This window comes from Mesorhizobium sp. M1004, from assembly GCF_040318795.1.
In the GTDB taxonomy this organism is placed as follows: Bacteria; Pseudomonadota; Alphaproteobacteria; order Rhizobiales; family Rhizobiaceae; genus Mesorhizobium.
Genome location: NZ_JAMYNB010000007.1, coordinates 22,889 through 36,444, shown reverse-complemented (window position 1 = coordinate 36,444; position 13,556 = coordinate 22,889). Strand labels below are relative to the sequence as shown.

Here is a 13,556-nt window from a genome sequence, read left to right as displayed (position 1 = left end):
GTGGGATCGAAAAAGGTTCGTGTCGGTATCGTCGGGGTCGGCAATTGCGCATCCTCCCTGGTGCAGGGCCTCTCCTATTATCGTCACGCAAAAAGCAACGAACCAATCCCAGGGCTGATGCATGCCGACCTCGGCGGTTACCATGTCGACGACATCGAGATTGTCTGCGCATTCGACGTCGCCAGGAGCAAGGTTGGCCTCGACGTCGCTGAAGCAATCTACGCCGCCCCGAACAACACGTTCCGCTTTGCCGATGCGGCGGCAAACGGCGTTCGCGTCGAGCGCGGACCGACACTTGACGGCATCGGAAAATACTTGCGCGACGAAATCGAGGAGGCGCCGGAGCCGGTTGCCGACGTCAGCGAAATCCTGCGCAACAGCGGCGCCGACGTGCTGGTCTCTTACCTGCCGGTGGGCTCCGAGGAGGCGACGCGCTTCTACGCCGAATGCGCGCTTGAGGCCGGCTGCGCCTTCGTCAACTGCATACCCGTTTTCATCGCCTCACGTCCGGAATGGCGCCGGCGCTTCGAGCAGCGAGGGCTGCCGCTGGTCGGCGATGATATCAAGAGCCAGGTCGGGGCGACCATCGTTCACCGCCTGCTGGCCAATCTCTTCCGCGAGCGCGGCGTGCGCATCGATCGCACTTATCAGCTGAATTTCGGCGGCAACACCGACTTCCTCAACATGCTGGAACGCGAGCGGCTGGAATCAAAGAAAATTTCCAAGACCCAGTCCGTGGCCAGCCAGTTCGATGTTCCCCTGGAGCCGGGCAATATTCATGTCGGACCCAGCGACCACGTACCGTGGCTGACTGATCGCAAATGGGCCTATATCCGAGTGGAAGGGACGACCTTCGGCGGCTTGCCGCTCAACGCCGAGCTCAAGCTGGAAGTCTGGGATTCTCCAAATTCAGCCGGCGTGGTGATCGATGCGATACGCTGCGCCAAGCTTGCGCTCGATCGCGGCATAGCGGGAGCACTGACCGGTCCCTGCAGCTATTTCATGAAGTCGCCTCCCGAACAGTTCACCGACGCCGAAGCGCGGCAGCGCACGCTCGCTTTCATCGCCGGCAAGGACGAGCCTTTGCTGGATGCCGCGGAATGACGACAACGTTCTTTTTGATCCGTCATGCAGCGCACGACAATGTCGGCTCCTATCTTGCAGGACGGATGGATGGCGTTTGCCTTGGCGAGGCTGGGAAGGCGCAGGCCGCGCATCTTGGTGGCCGCATGGCCCGGGAGCCGATTGAAGCCATCTTGTGCAGCCCGCGTGAGCGTACGCAAGAGACGGCCGTGCCGATCGCGCTTGCCTGCGGCGTCGGTGAAATCGCGATCTGCGCCGAACTCGACGAGATCGATTTCGGCGATTGGTCGGGAAAGACCTTCGACGAGTTGAATGGCGATGCCGGTTGGCGGGCGTGGAACGACCAGCGGCAGGAGGCCAGGACACCGAGCGGCGAGACCATGCTGGATGTCCAGGAGCGGATCGTCGCACTGATGTACGCAGTGCGCGAGCGGCATCCGAATCAGTGTGTCGCCCTGGTCAGCCACGCCGACGTGATCAAAGCCGCCGTCTGCAAGGTGCTTGGCTTGCCGGTCGGCGACTGCTTCCGCTTCGACATCGATCCAGCCTCGATTACGACGATCGTGTCGGGTGACTGGGGCTCCAAGCTCCTGCGAATGAACGAAGCTGCCTGACGAGGACTTTCCGGATGCAGATGGTCATTTTCGGTCTCACCGTTACATCATCATGGGGCAACGGCCATGCCACGCTCTGGCGGGGACTGATCCGCGCCCTGGGTCGGCTGGGATGGTCCATCACCTTCTTCGAACGCGATACCCCCTACTATGCCGGGACGCGTGATCTCGATCGGCTCGATGGCGGCAACGTCGTCATTTATCCGGACTGGGAGGACATCCGTCGCGTTGCGGAGCGGGCAATGAAGCAAGCGGATGTCGTCGTCGTCACCTCCTACTGTGCCGACGCCGTGGAGGCCTCGCGGCTGGCGCAGCAGACAGGTCGCGGATTGCGTGTCTTCTACGATCTCGACACTCCGGTCACGCTTGCCCGCATCGAGCAAGGCGAGCGTCCGCCCTATTTCGGACCTGAGGGTCTCGCCGATTTCGACCTCGTTTTGAGTTACACCGGCGGCTCTGCGATCGAGGCGCTTAAGTCGGTTTTGGGCGCGCGTCACGTGGTGCCGCTCTATGGGCATGTCGATCCCGACCAACACCGGCCGGCAGAGAAGCGGGCGGAATTCGCCGGTGATCTGTCCTATCTCGGAACCTACGCGGCGGATCGCCAGGCCGGCGTCGAAAAGCTGCTGGTCCGCCCGGCCGCGCGCCTGCCTGACCACCGCTTCATCATTGGCGGCGCGCAATATCCGCAGGAATTCCCATGGAGCGACAATATCTTCTTTGTCAGGCATCTTCCGCCCGCCGATCATCCGGCTTTCTTCTCATCATCTCGCCTTACATTGAACGTCACCCGGGAGGCGATGGCGCAAAAGGGCTGGTGCCCGTCGGGACGGCTCTTCGAAGCGGCCGCGTGTGGGGCTGCCATCGTCACCGATGCATGGCCGGGCCTGGCCGAATTTTTCGAACCCGGCCGCGAAATCTTGTTGGCGCATGACACCGATGATGTGGTCGCCGCATTGCGATTGCCGGAGCGCGAGCTCGACGGCATTCGAAGGCGTGCCCGCGACCGGGTCTTGGGCGAACACACTTCCGCACGGCGCGCGGCGGAACTGGATCGCATCCTGAACGATGCCTTTCAAAGATCTCCCGGCGAACCGATGAGGGAAGCGGTCTGATGTTGGGCATCGTACCCGCTGCCGGGCGCGGCAGCCGCATTCAGCCGCTCGGCTTCTCGAAAGAGCTGCTGCCGGTCGGTAGCCGGATCGATGGACAGACCGAGCGTCCCTGCGCCGTGAGCGAGTATCTGGTACGGCGCATGGTGCAGGCCGGCGTCGACAAGATTTGCTTCATCATCGGATCGGGCAAATCCGACATCCTTGAATACTACGCCGCCGGCTACGGTGACGCGGCGGCTCTCTTCGTGGTGCAGCCGAACCCCGTCGGTCTGTGCGATGCGATCTTCCGGGCGGCGCCCCTCGTCGCGCCCGACGAGGTCGTCCTGGTCGGCCTTCCCGATACGATCTGGTTTCCCGAGGACGGTTTCCGCCATTTGCCCGACGATCAGCTCTCATTTCTGCTTTTCCCGGTGGATCAGCCGGAATTCTTCGACGCCGTCGTCACCGACGTCCACGAGCGCGTGATCGAAATCCAGGTCAAACGACAGGATGCCGCCACGAACTGGGTTTGGGGTGCGTTCAAGATGCCGGGCCATATCCTGCATCAGCTTGCGGCACTCTGGCGTGAGCGCGAGCGCAGTGACGAATATATCGGCACTTTGGTCAACGCCTATATTGCGGCCGGCGGTACAGCTTTTGGTGTCAGGGCTGGGTCGGACTATGTCGATGTCGGCACTTTCAACGGCTATCGAACAGCTCTGCGGTTGCTTGAAAACGACGCCCCATCCGCGCACCGCCGGCCCACCATGATCATGCCCGGCGCGCAGTCGCATGTACCCGTCGTTCCTGGCGAAGGAGCCTGAGCCATGCTGCATTCCCATGCCGAAATCCGCCGCCGCATCGATGCGCTCGGCCCATGGTTCCACAACATGGAACTTGCCGGCGTCGAAACCGCTCCCAACCATTTTCTGGGCAACTACCCGCTGATCAAATGGCGCAAATTTGCCAATGCCATTCCCGCTGATCTGACGGGCAAGGCGGTACTCGATATCGGCTGCAATGCAGGATTTTACTCCATCGAGATGAAACGGCGAGGTGCTGACCGTGTCCTCGGCATCGATTTCGATGACGCCTATCTGGCCCAAGCTCGCTTTGCGGCCGAGGTTGCCGATTGCGAGATCGAATTCCAGAAGCTTTCGGTCTACGACGTCGGTTCGCTGCGCGAGACGTTCGATGTCGTGCTGTTCATGGGGGTGCTTTACCATTTGCGCCACCCCTTGCTCGCGCTCGACCTGATCCGCGAACATGTCGCCCGTGACCTGATGATCTTCCAGTCCATGCAGCGCGGCAGCGCGGATCTGCCCGAGTTGGAAGAAAACTATCATTTCTGGACGCATGACCTGTTCGACCAGCCGCAGTTTCCCAAGCTGCATTTTATCGAGCACCGCTATGCCGACGATCCCACCAACTGGTGGATTCCAAACCGCGCCTGCACCGAAGCGATGCTGCGCAGCGCCGGTTTCGAGATCGTTCTGCACCCCGAGCAGGAGGTCTATTTCTGCCGCGCAGCCGGGGACCCGGCCGGCGGCGGCGCCATCTACCCCTCGAAAGGACAGCTCCATGATTGAAGCCGCCATGATCTGGAACGAGCCCAACAACAAATCGCATTGGGACCCAGAGCTCGATCCCGATTGGAGCCGCTTTGCCAGGATGGCGATCTTGTCGGCTGACGCAATCGCGTCGGAGAACCCGTCTTTGACGAAAGTACTCGGTGGCATCTCGCCGATAGATCCGGGCTTTATCACCCGCATGAAGGAATTCAGCGTGCTGGACCATGTCGATGCCGTCGCCGTGCACGGCTTTCCGCTCGACTGGAACCTGTGGCAGATCCACGAATGGCCACAGAAGATCGGCGAGATCGCGACCGTCACCAACCTTCCCATCTGGGTCAGCGAAGTCGGCGTATCGACCTTCGGCGCGGAAGAAATCCAGGTTTGGGGGCTCAAGCGCACCGCCGAGTTGCTGATTGGCAACGCACCACGCATCCAGTGGTACAGCCTCTACGATCTTCCGCGCGAATGGGAAGCAACGACGCGGCATCGCGAGGCGGAGGGCTCTTCTTACTATCGACATTTCCACATGGGGCTGCTGCGCCAGGACGGTACGCCAAAACCTGCGCTGGAGGAGTTCCTGCGCTACACGCCCGCAATGGGGCTGGTGCAGTGGTTTCATTTCGAGGACCCCCGGCTGGACGATGCCGTCGCCTGGATGAAGCGGCTGGGCGTCACCAATATGCGCACGGGGCTTTCCTGGGCAGACAGCTTCCGGCCGAACGCGCTGGACTGGTTCGACCGGCAGATGGAGGCACTCGCCGATTTCGACGTGACGGTCACCTTTTGCTTTACACCGCAGCATCGCGGAATGATGCCCCACCACACCAGCCCGCCACTGGCGCCGGAGGAGTTCGCGGAATTCTGCGCAACCATGATCCGCCGCTATGCGCCCGGCATGACGTCCGCTTCGCTCCCGACGCGGCGGGCCTCGGCAGCGTGAAAGTGTCATGCTGCCAATGCATCAGACGCCTGACACATTGGACGAATTAGCGGCATCATCGGCAGGTGGTGCGGCATACGGGACCGAGGCGCAACCAGCCGCGGCGCTCACTGTCCTCAATGTCGCCTACCCTCTCGCACCCGTCGGACCCGATGCTGTCGGCGGTGCCGAACAGGTTCTGTCGATGCTCGATCGGGAGCTGGTTCGCGCCGGCCACCGCTCTATCGTCATTGGCTGCCGCGGCTCCAGCGCGAGCGGTACCCTTGTGGAAATACCGGCTGAAAACGGCGTGCTCGACGAGGCGGCGAAGAGCCGCGCGCAGCAGGCTCATCGCAAAGCGATCGCCGCTGCCCGCGCCCGATGGCCGATCGATGTGGTTCATCTGCACGGCATCGATTTTCATGCCTATCTGCCCGACGATGGTCCGACCCTGGTGAGCCTCCACCTGCCCTTGGACTGGTATCCGGCCGAGGCTCTGCGACCGACGCGCGACGACCTGTGGCTCCATGCGGTCTCGCCCACCCAGCAGCAAACGGCGCCACCAGGGGCCAGACTGGTGGCGCCGATTCCCAACGGCGTTGACATCGAAGCACTGAGCCTGGTGCAGCCGAAGCGAGACTTTGCCCTGGTTCTCAGCCGGGTCTGCCCGGAAAAGGGCATTCACCTGGCCCTGGACGCGGCCAAACAGGCGCGCGTGCCCCTGGTCATCGGCGGCAAGGTCTATCCCTACGAAACACATACGCGCTACTTTCGCGACGAGGTCCAATCCCGTCTTGATGCTCGCCGCCGCTTCCTGGGCCCGCTCGGTTTTAACGCCAAGAGGCGCTTTCTCAACGCAGCCCGCTGTCTGGTCATTCCAAGCCTCGCCGCCGAGACAAGCTCGCTTGTCGCCATGGAGGCCCTCGCCTGCGGTACCCCGGTGGTCGCATTCCCGAATGGTGCGCTTGCGGATGTCATCGAGCACGGCAGGACGGGCTTTCTCGTCAACACAGTCGACGAGATGGCCCAAGCCATTCTTGCGGCGCCCAGCCTGGACGCCGAGGCGTGCCGGGTGGAGGCGCGACGGCGGTTTTCGCTGGAACGGATGATCTCGTCGTATATGGCTGCCTATCAGGCGCTGGCACAACTTGGCACAGATTGCCGGCGCTTCGCTGCGGCACCGTGAGAAAAGCAGTGTTGCGCAGCGAAATCATCGATGACCCCGTAAAATTCGATGCCTTGACGCCGCACTGGTGGAAACTGTGGGAGCAGAGTTCCTCTGCGACGCCGTTCCAATCCCCCGCCTGGCTGGTGCCATGGTGGCGCGCATTCGCACCCGGTGAACTGGCGACAGTCGCGGTCTGGCGTGGCGGCGATCTGGTCGGGCTGGCGCCACTCTATCTCGAGCATGGAACGGCCGGTTCGAAGCTGCTTCCGGTCGGCATTTCGCTCAGCGATTATCTGGACATCCTGGCTGTCCAGGATATCGAGGCGGCGGTCGTGTCCACAATTGCCGAAACGATCTGCTCGGTCGGGTGGTCACAATGGATCTTGTCTGATCTGCCGCAAAACAGTGCCGGTCTTACGATCGCGCATCCCGGTTTAACGGTCGAGAGGCCGGTAATTCATGCAGCCTGCCCCGTGCTTGCTGTTGCCGGCGACGAAACGTTGGCCGGCTGCGTTCCCGCTCGGCGCAGGCGCCAGTTGCGCCGGGCGCGCCAAGCGGCGTCCAGACGCGGCCGGCTCGCGTTGGCGTCAGCTCGGGGTGATCACCAGAACTTCCTGAATCAATTGATCCGCCTGCACCATGCACGCTGGGTTGGACATGGAGGTGGTGTATTGGCCGACCCCGCCGTGCAGCACTTCCATGAGCTTTCACTTCCCTTGCTCGATGCTCACGGTCTGGTCCGATGCTGGTTGCTCGCGATCGATGGCACGACTGTCGCCGCCTATTACGGATTTCACCACCGCGGCCGCGCCTATGCCTATCTCGGCGGCCTCGATCCTGCTTATGCCGAGGAGAGCCCAGGGGCGATCCTGATCGGCCACGCGATCGCGGAGTCGATCCGCGAGGATGCGCGCGAGTTCGACTTCCTGCGCGGCCAGGAGCCCTACAAATACGGCTGGGGCGCCGTTGACAGGTGGACGATGCGGAGGATCTGGACGCGGAGTTGATGTCATGAGTGTGCACGCGCAGCGCCGGACATCGGTCAGACGGGCGGTCGAAGATTGCATGGCCGATGGTGCCTGCGCCGAAGCTGTTCTCGTCAGGCTGGCGCTTCACCTGCCGCCCACAATTGAAGCGGCGGAATTGGCGGAGGTCGTGCTGAAAGTCCGTCCGGCGGATACCGGCGATGCTGAAAGACTGCGAAAGGTCGCTGGACTGCTGCGCCACAAACCGGGCGTCCTTGCCACTTTGCGAGCGACAGGCGGCGCCGTTCGGCATGAACGCGGTAACGGCGAGACGGATATCGCCGTCGTCACGCGGCTGGCCTCGAGTTTTGATGCCGCGGCAGCAATTTCGACAGCCGCAAGTGTCCAGTTAGGATCCCTTGGCGATGACGAGCGGCTGACAGCCATGACCGACGAAATCGTTGAATGGCTCGAGGCGCGAGAATTCACCGGAATTGAACGAGACATTCTCGACATCGGTTGCGGCATCGGACGTTTCGAGCGCGCGCTGTTCAATTCCTTCAAGCGGATGGTCGGCATCGACATATCGTCGCGGATGATCTCTATCGCCTCCGAGCAATGCGCAACGCTCGGCAATGTCGAACTGCGCCAAACCTCCGGTCTCGATCTGGCCGACTTCGACGACGACAGTTTCGATTGCGTGTTGGCGGTCGACAGCTTTCCCTACCTGGTCCTGGCCGGCATGGCTGAGCGGCTTTTCGATGAAATTGCGCGCGTTCTCAAACGGCCGGGCCGGCTCGCATTGCTGAACTATTCTTATCGCGGATCGCTTTCTTTGGACCGGGCCGACATCGGCCGTCTTGCGCAAGCTCACCAATTGCGGGTCGTCATCGACGGCGAGAAGCCGTTTCGGTCATGGGATGGCGACGCCTTCCTGCTTGCTGGGTGAGACGGAACATTACAGCGCGATGCCGGTTCGGGCGTCGGCACCGATCGGTGTCCTGGATTCGAAGGAGGAGATCATGGCATCCGGCGGCAAAAAGCATTTCGGCCAAGGCAGCCAAGGCAAAGGTGCCGGCGCCGGCGCAATGACCACCTTGGACAAGGACAAGATCGAGGAAAACGCGGTTTTGTCCAACCGCGACAGGAAGCAGCATGGCCGAGAGCGCGGGCTGGACGGCAATCGAACCAAGTCCGATCAATTTCAGGATCACGCCGCAAACCGGTTGCTGAAGGACTGACGCCACCGCGCCGCGTCTTGCCGCGGCACGGAGGAAAAACTGTGCAAGGGCCGCCGGTGAGCCTCTCAGCGGCCGACAACGCCTTGTAGTGCCGAGCGCTCATCCACCAGACTTGGATCTAGGGATGCTATCAAGAGAACGTGATGTCTCATTCGAGCGACGATACCACGGATCTGCTTGTCGAGATGGCAGTGGATCGGGAGATTGCTTCCCTGCTGGCCGCCATAGAGCAGGAAAAGATACCAGACCGCCTATCCAAGCTGGCGATCGAATTGCAAAATGCTCTCGTCGGGAAGCATCGGCGAGACGTGAAGAGCTGATTATCTGCGGCTGTCGACCTCTATATCGAGCTGACCATCCGACAGCTGATTTCGCCTTTCTATCAATGTCTGCAACGAGCTCTCCCCGAGTAGCTCAAGGATGTTGGCGCGGGCACGGTTCAGCCGGCTCTTGACCGTCCCTACCGCGCAGCCGCAGATTTCGGCGGTTTCCTCGTAGCCCACTCCTAAAACGCCGATCAGCATCAGCACCTCGCGCTGATGTTCGGGCAGCTTTTGGATGGCGCCGTGAACTTCCTTGCTCTGAACGGTCCATTCCTGGGTAGCTTCCGAAATCGGTCTCGAAGACGCGCAGTCGAGAAGGCCTGGCGCTTCCCGTGCAGCGATCTTGATCCGCGTGTAGTAGGTGTTGCGCATGATGGTGAAGAGCCACGACTTCATGCGTGTACCGGGTTCGAACTTGTCGATGTTGGCGAGCCCTTTGGTCAACGTTTCCTGCACCAGATCGTCGGCATCGTCTGGAACGCGGCAGAAGGTGCGCGCGAAAGCCCGCAGGGCAGGTATCAGATCAACGATGGAAACGTCATTGGTTTGTTGGTCGGCCAAGAGATAGCCTCCGGATGACAATGGTCCAGCTCCCAGAAGAAAGAGTGAATGAACGAAGCCAGAGCTAAATGCATGGAAGTTTGGTTCGTTCCCGCCGTTGGAAACAACTCTTCGAAAATTCCACCGGGCGCGAACACGCCGACTACGGTCTTCCCCCAAACACGCCCACTTCAAAGGAACGAAACACCATGCCGAGCTTCATTCCCGGGAACCTCGCCGGTGCGTTTGGCTGTGCAGGGCATGGACCGAGTCGTGCGGCTGGTAACGCGCAAACCACTGCCTGACAAACCTATTGGCGAACCACGTGGCGAACTCGGCTACCATCGATACATAGCGATAATGGTTGGCCCGGAGGACATGTTAAAGTCGTTGATTTTATCGATTTGTCGGCGCGGGTGAAATCCAGCAATCGGTCGAAGTTGCCGGGCAGTCGGCCAACGACCATGCTCGTCCAGCACTTGCTCTATTCTGCCCTCCGATCGGGCTAAGCCGATGAAATACCGGGTTGATTCACCCTTGACGGCGTCGCCGAACGGCGTGCTGTGGCGTACAATCTGCAGCTGCTCTCCGAAGCTGGCTGTTGCGGTGCTGTGCAACTCGCTTTGGCGAAAATCACGGATGACGATCAGCGCTTGAGTGAGCGCCCGAACCGGTCCTCGATCCGCGACTGCAGGAACTCGAGCCCCATCGAGAGCAGCCAATAGATCATCGAGGCGGTGATGAGCATCTCGATGTGGCGGAACTCGGTCTGGCCCTGCGTGCGTGCGAGATACATGATCTCCCAGACCCCGACCACCGAGACCAGCGAAGAATCCTTCAGCATCGCAATGAACTGGTTGCCGGTTGGCGGCACGATGACCCGCATCGCCTGCGGCAGGATCACCAGGAACATCGTCTGGTTAGCGCTAAGGCCGAGTGCCGTAGCACCCTCGGTCTGGCCGCGCGAGATGCTTTCGATGCCGGCCCGGAAGATCTCGGTCATGTACGCGCCGTAGCAGAGCGACAGCGCCATGATACCGGCCGGCACGGCGCCGATCACATAGCCAATCTGCGGCAGGCCGAGATAGATGATGTAGATCTGCATCAGCAACGGCAAGCCACGAAACAGAGAGGTATAGAAGGTCGCCAAGCCATAGACCACGCCGTTGCGGGAAAGTTTGGCGATGGCGCCAACGAAGGCGATGAGGGTGGCAATGGCGATCGAAATGGCCGAAATGTAGAGGGTCGTCACCACACCCTTCGAGACGAGGAAGCCGATCTTCTTGGCGATGAACGCGAAGGACAAGTCGAAGGAATAGAAAAACAACATTAGCAACACGAACAGCTCTATCCAGACTGCCACAATCTGCTGTTTGCGGCTGAGATACCGCAGCGCGTTCCAGTTCGCCACCAAGATCAATGCGATCAGCACCGCCGAGACCGCCCGCCCGACGTCCGGGTTGGCGGCGAGCCACTCGACGGACCACGGAACGAGCTTGCCGAGCCAACTGGCTTTGATGCCGAGCCCATACAGGCCGGCGGCGATGGCGGCGAGCACGAAGAACACGCCAACGCGGCGCGCCGCGTCCGGGTGGTTGAGCAATAGTCGGCCGATCACGTCTTCGATCTCCCTGCGGTCAGCGGGCCCGCTCGCGCCACCAATCCTGCGCCTGCAGCTTCCAGTAGGTGAGTTGCGCAACCGCAAGTCCAGCCGGGCCGCCCGCCCAGGCAAGGCCGAAGGGTGTGAACAGCCGGTAGCGGTCCGATTGTCCCAGTATGGCTTCGGCGATCAACTTGCCGGCGATCGCCGTGGTGTTGATGCCATGGCCACCAAAAGCCGTGAGGTACCAGACGCCCGGCTGCAACGGGCCTATCTGGGGCATCATGTGCCGGGCATAAGACATGAGCCCGGACCAGGCGAGTTCGGTCTTGAGGTGTTCGAGCTGCGGATAAGTGGTGACCATCTCACGGCGCAATTGCCTCGCCAACACGCCCGATGAGGCTGCCCGGGTGGTGATGCGCCCTCCCCAGAGCAGCCGCCTGCCGTCTTCGACAACACGGTAATAATCGCCTGCGCGACGGTTATCGCCGACGGCGTCGGTCGTCGTAATCGACTTGGCGATGAGGTCAGGCGCCTCCTCGCTCACCATAACGTAAGTGGCGATCGGCAGGAATGCCCGCTGCAGCCGACCGACCAGTGGCCCCGTATATCCGCCGGTGGCAACTACGGCCTGGCGGGCGCGCACTTCGCCGCTGTCGGTACGCAAGATCTTTTCGGCGCCGTCAAGGTTGGCTTCAACGGCAGCCGTTCTCTCGTATATCCTGCCGCCCAGCCGCTCGATCTCGCCAGCAACGGCGCGCAGATAGTTAAGCGGATGCATGTGGAAGGCGCTGGGATCGCGCAGGCCTTGGTGGTAGCGATCCGAATGCAGCACCGCTCGCACCTGGTCGCGATCGAGATAGTCGAGCCGATAGTCGAAATCCCGCGCCAGTTGCTCGGCATATGCCTTGAGCGCGGCGCCACCATCGTGGCGAAGCACGCTCAATATACCGGAGCGCGGCTCTGCCGCCTTGATGTCGAGATCGCGGATCGTCTGCCGCACGAAGTCGACGCCTTCGATGGACAGGCGGTGCAGTTTTTGTGCCGCGTCGACGCCGGCCATCGCGGCGATGTTGTCGGTGCCGGTGGCGAAACCGGGATTGACGAAGCCGCCATTGCGACCGGAAGCGCCGAATCCTATCCGCTGCGCCTCAAGCACGACGACCTGCTGGCCGGCGCGAGCCAGCTGCAACGCCGTTGTCAGGCCGGCCAGTCCGCCGCCGACAACGACTGTCTCGCACTCGGAAACGCCGCTCAGCGGCGGTCTGATGGTGTTGTCGGCAAGCGTGCGTCGGTAATAGGTGTCAGGACATGTCATGATCAATATGATGAGGTGGCGGCACTAGAGCATTTTGCAGGCAGGCGGAGCCGCCCGGTGTCGTGGAAATGCGGCTGAAACAAAACAGATGGAGCGGGATGTTCAATTGAATGCATCCCGCTCAAGCTTTATCCACGACGCTCCTCAGTCGGCGCTGTAATCCTTGCCGTACCACTTGGTGGTCAGTTTCGCGAGGGTACCGTCCTTCTTCATCTCGTCGAGAATGCCGCCGATCTTGGCATTCCACTCGGCATCACCTTTTTCCGCGATCACCACCAGCGGCTCACGGAAGGCATAGCCGCCTTCCAGGACACGCAACGGGTAGCCGTTCTTTATCGCGTTCTGAGCCGTCTGTTCTGGTGCGATGACCGCGTTGAGGCGCACGCCGTCGCCAAGCCTCAAATCGTCGAACGGCAGCATTGAGTCGGCGAAAGTCCTGATCTCACCTGGCTCCAGCTTGTATTCGATGGGCGGCAGGCCGGGAGCATCGATCTCGAGTTGTCTGCGGATGAAATCCTCCGACGTGGTGGCGGTCTCGACGCCGATGATCTTACCGTTCAGGTCGGCGACCGATTTGGCCGGGCTGTCCTTGTGAACCACGTAAACGTAGGGGCTATAATAATAGATGCCTTCGAAATCGATCACCTTGGCCCGCGCTTTGGTCGGCGTCACCGAGCCGACACCCAGATCGTAGCGTCCCTGCCAATGGCCGCCCGTCATCGTCGCCCAGTCCGGCGTGTCGAAACTGACCTCCACACCGAGGCGCCTTGCGATCTCCTTCGAGACGTCGATATCGAAGCCGACCAACTGATTACTGTCGTCGAGGAAACTCTGCGGCGGCCAACCGCTGTTTGTGGCGACCACCATTGCCTTCTTCGAGGTAACCCGGTCGATGGTTTCACCCGCCGACGCCGCAGACGCGAACGCGAGCGTGGTAGTGGCCAAGGCCAGCCACGCGATCAATTTCCTCACTTGAACCTCCCTCTTCATCGTCATTCAGACATATGCTTCCCAGAGCGCGCTCCCGTAGAGAAACAGCAATTGAGAGCGCGGCATGAGATCGATCTCATATCAGCACACATATCGACGAGGGGATCAAGTCCTTTTTCAAGTAGCC

General features: G+C 61.3%; 15 protein-coding genes. 11 read left to right on the top strand and 4 right to left on the bottom strand.

Going from position 1 to position 13,556, the window contains the following annotated elements:
• The 11 genes from NKH54_RS16065 (at window position 1) to NKH54_RS16015 (ending at window position 8,978) form a co-directional block, all read left to right on the top strand.
• The gene (locus NKH54_RS16065; protein ID WP_353028551.1) at window positions 1-1,104 is read left to right on the top strand and encodes an inositol-3-phosphate synthase; all 1,104 of its coding nucleotides are present in this window, start codon (window positions 1-3) and stop codon (window positions 1,102-1,104) included.
• On the top strand, window positions 1,101-1,697 hold the full coding sequence (locus tag NKH54_RS16060; RefSeq protein ID WP_353028550.1) for a histidine phosphatase family protein: 597 nt from the start codon (window positions 1,101-1,103) through the stop codon (window positions 1,695-1,697). The genes NKH54_RS16065 and NKH54_RS16060 overlap by 4 nt, the downstream gene beginning before the upstream one ends.
• Window positions 1,698-1,711: 14 nt before the next feature.
• Window positions 1,712-2,812 (top strand): CgeB family protein, encoded by a 1,101-nt coding sequence (locus NKH54_RS16055; protein WP_023714676.1) that lies wholly within the window; start codon window positions 1,712-1,714, stop codon window positions 2,810-2,812.
• Window positions 2,812-3,615, top strand: coding sequence for a sugar phosphate nucleotidyltransferase (locus NKH54_RS16050; RefSeq protein WP_023725532.1), 804 nt, complete (start codon window positions 2,812-2,814; stop codon window positions 3,613-3,615). The genes NKH54_RS16055 and NKH54_RS16050 overlap by 1 nt, the downstream gene beginning before the upstream one ends.
• A 3-nt stretch (window positions 3,616-3,618) precedes the next feature.
• Window positions 3,619-4,380, top strand: a complete 762-nt coding sequence (locus NKH54_RS16045) for a TIGR04290 family methyltransferase (RefSeq protein ID WP_023687791.1) — start codon at window positions 3,619-3,621, stop codon at window positions 4,378-4,380.
• Window positions 4,373-5,305 (top strand): glycoside hydrolase 5 family protein, encoded by a 933-nt coding sequence (locus NKH54_RS16040; RefSeq protein WP_352513842.1) that lies wholly within the window; start codon window positions 4,373-4,375, stop codon window positions 5,303-5,305. Before NKH54_RS16045 ends, NKH54_RS16040 begins: the two co-directional genes overlap by 8 nt.
• 7 nt (window positions 5,306-5,312) lie before the next feature.
• Window positions 5,313-6,470, top strand: coding sequence for a glycosyltransferase (locus tag NKH54_RS16035; protein WP_023744465.1), 1,158 nt, complete (start codon window positions 5,313-5,315; stop codon window positions 6,468-6,470).
• Window positions 6,471-6,478: 8 nt separating this feature from the next.
• Complete coding sequence (locus NKH54_RS16030; protein ID WP_023696375.1) at window positions 6,479-7,459, top strand: GNAT family N-acetyltransferase; 981 nt, start codon at window positions 6,479-6,481, stop codon at window positions 7,457-7,459.
• Between the two features lie 4 nt (window positions 7,460-7,463).
• A complete protein-coding gene (locus NKH54_RS16025; protein WP_023744463.1) occupies window positions 7,464-8,366 on the top strand; it encodes a class I SAM-dependent methyltransferase in 903 nt (300 codons plus the stop codon).
• Between the two features lie 73 nt (window positions 8,367-8,439).
• The gene (locus NKH54_RS16020) at window positions 8,440-8,658 is read left to right on the top strand and encodes a hypothetical protein (protein ID WP_023741848.1); all 219 of its coding nucleotides are present in this window, start codon (window positions 8,440-8,442) and stop codon (window positions 8,656-8,658) included.
• 143 nt (window positions 8,659-8,801) lie between these two features.
• A complete protein-coding gene (locus tag NKH54_RS16015) occupies window positions 8,802-8,978 on the top strand; it encodes a hypothetical protein (protein ID WP_023712238.1) in 177 nt (58 codons plus the stop codon).
• On the opposite strand, the gene NKH54_RS16010 is transcribed toward NKH54_RS16015, so the two are convergent.
• The 4 genes from NKH54_RS16010 to NKH54_RS15995 all read right to left on the bottom strand — a co-directional run bounded on the left by NKH54_RS16010 (window position 8,979) and on the right by NKH54_RS15995 (window position 13,411).
• Complete coding sequence (locus tag NKH54_RS16010; RefSeq protein ID WP_023667968.1) at window positions 8,979-9,542, bottom strand: sigma-70 family RNA polymerase sigma factor; 564 nt, start codon at window positions 9,540-9,542, stop codon at window positions 8,979-8,981.
• A gap of 625 nt (window positions 9,543-10,167) precedes the next feature.
• On the bottom strand, window positions 10,168-11,139 hold the full coding sequence (locus NKH54_RS16005) for an amino acid ABC transporter permease (protein ID WP_023712239.1): 972 nt from the start codon (window positions 11,137-11,139) through the stop codon (window positions 10,168-10,170).
• Between the two features lie 19 nt (window positions 11,140-11,158).
• Window positions 11,159-12,439 (bottom strand): NAD(P)/FAD-dependent oxidoreductase, encoded by a 1,281-nt coding sequence (locus NKH54_RS16000; RefSeq protein ID WP_023667966.1) that lies wholly within the window; start codon window positions 12,437-12,439, stop codon window positions 11,159-11,161.
• A 144-nt stretch (window positions 12,440-12,583) separates the two neighbouring features.
• The gene (locus NKH54_RS15995; RefSeq protein ID WP_023736090.1) at window positions 12,584-13,411 is read right to left on the bottom strand and encodes a transporter substrate-binding domain-containing protein; all 828 of its coding nucleotides are present in this window, start codon (window positions 13,409-13,411) and stop codon (window positions 12,584-12,586) included.
• Between the last annotated feature and the right edge of the window lie 145 nt (window positions 13,412-13,556).

Bases quoted from the DNA above. Each gene is read 5' to 3' on its own strand.
- NKH54_RS16060 (WP_353028550.1), top strand. From the start codon at position 1,101: ATGACGACAACGTTCTTTTTGATCCGTCATGCAGCGCACGACAATGTC.
- NKH54_RS16055 (WP_023714676.1), top strand. From the start codon at position 1,712: ATGCAGATGGTCATTTTCGGTCTCACCGTTACATCATCATGGGGCAAC.
- NKH54_RS16050 (WP_023725532.1), top strand. From the start codon at position 2,812: ATGTTGGGCATCGTACCCGCTGCCGGGCGCGGCAGCCGCATTCAGCCG.
- NKH54_RS16045 (WP_023687791.1), top strand. From the start codon at position 3,619: ATGCTGCATTCCCATGCCGAAATCCGCCGCCGCATCGATGCGCTCGGC.
- NKH54_RS16040 (WP_352513842.1), top strand. From the start codon at position 4,373: ATGATTGAAGCCGCCATGATCTGGAACGAGCCCAACAACAAATCGCAT.
- NKH54_RS16035 (WP_023744465.1), top strand. From the start codon at position 5,313: ATGCTGCCAATGCATCAGACGCCTGACACATTGGACGAATTAGCGGCA.
- NKH54_RS16025 (WP_023744463.1), top strand. From the start codon at position 7,464: ATGAGTGTGCACGCGCAGCGCCGGACATCGGTCAGACGGGCGGTCGAA.
- NKH54_RS16020 (WP_023741848.1), top strand. From the start codon at position 8,440: ATGGCATCCGGCGGCAAAAAGCATTTCGGCCAAGGCAGCCAAGGCAAA.
- NKH54_RS16015 (WP_023712238.1), top strand. From the start codon at position 8,802: ATGTCTCATTCGAGCGACGATACCACGGATCTGCTTGTCGAGATGGCA.
- NKH54_RS16000 (WP_023667966.1), bottom strand. From the start codon at position 12,439: ATGACATGTCCTGACACCTATTACCGACGCACGCTTGCCGACAACACC.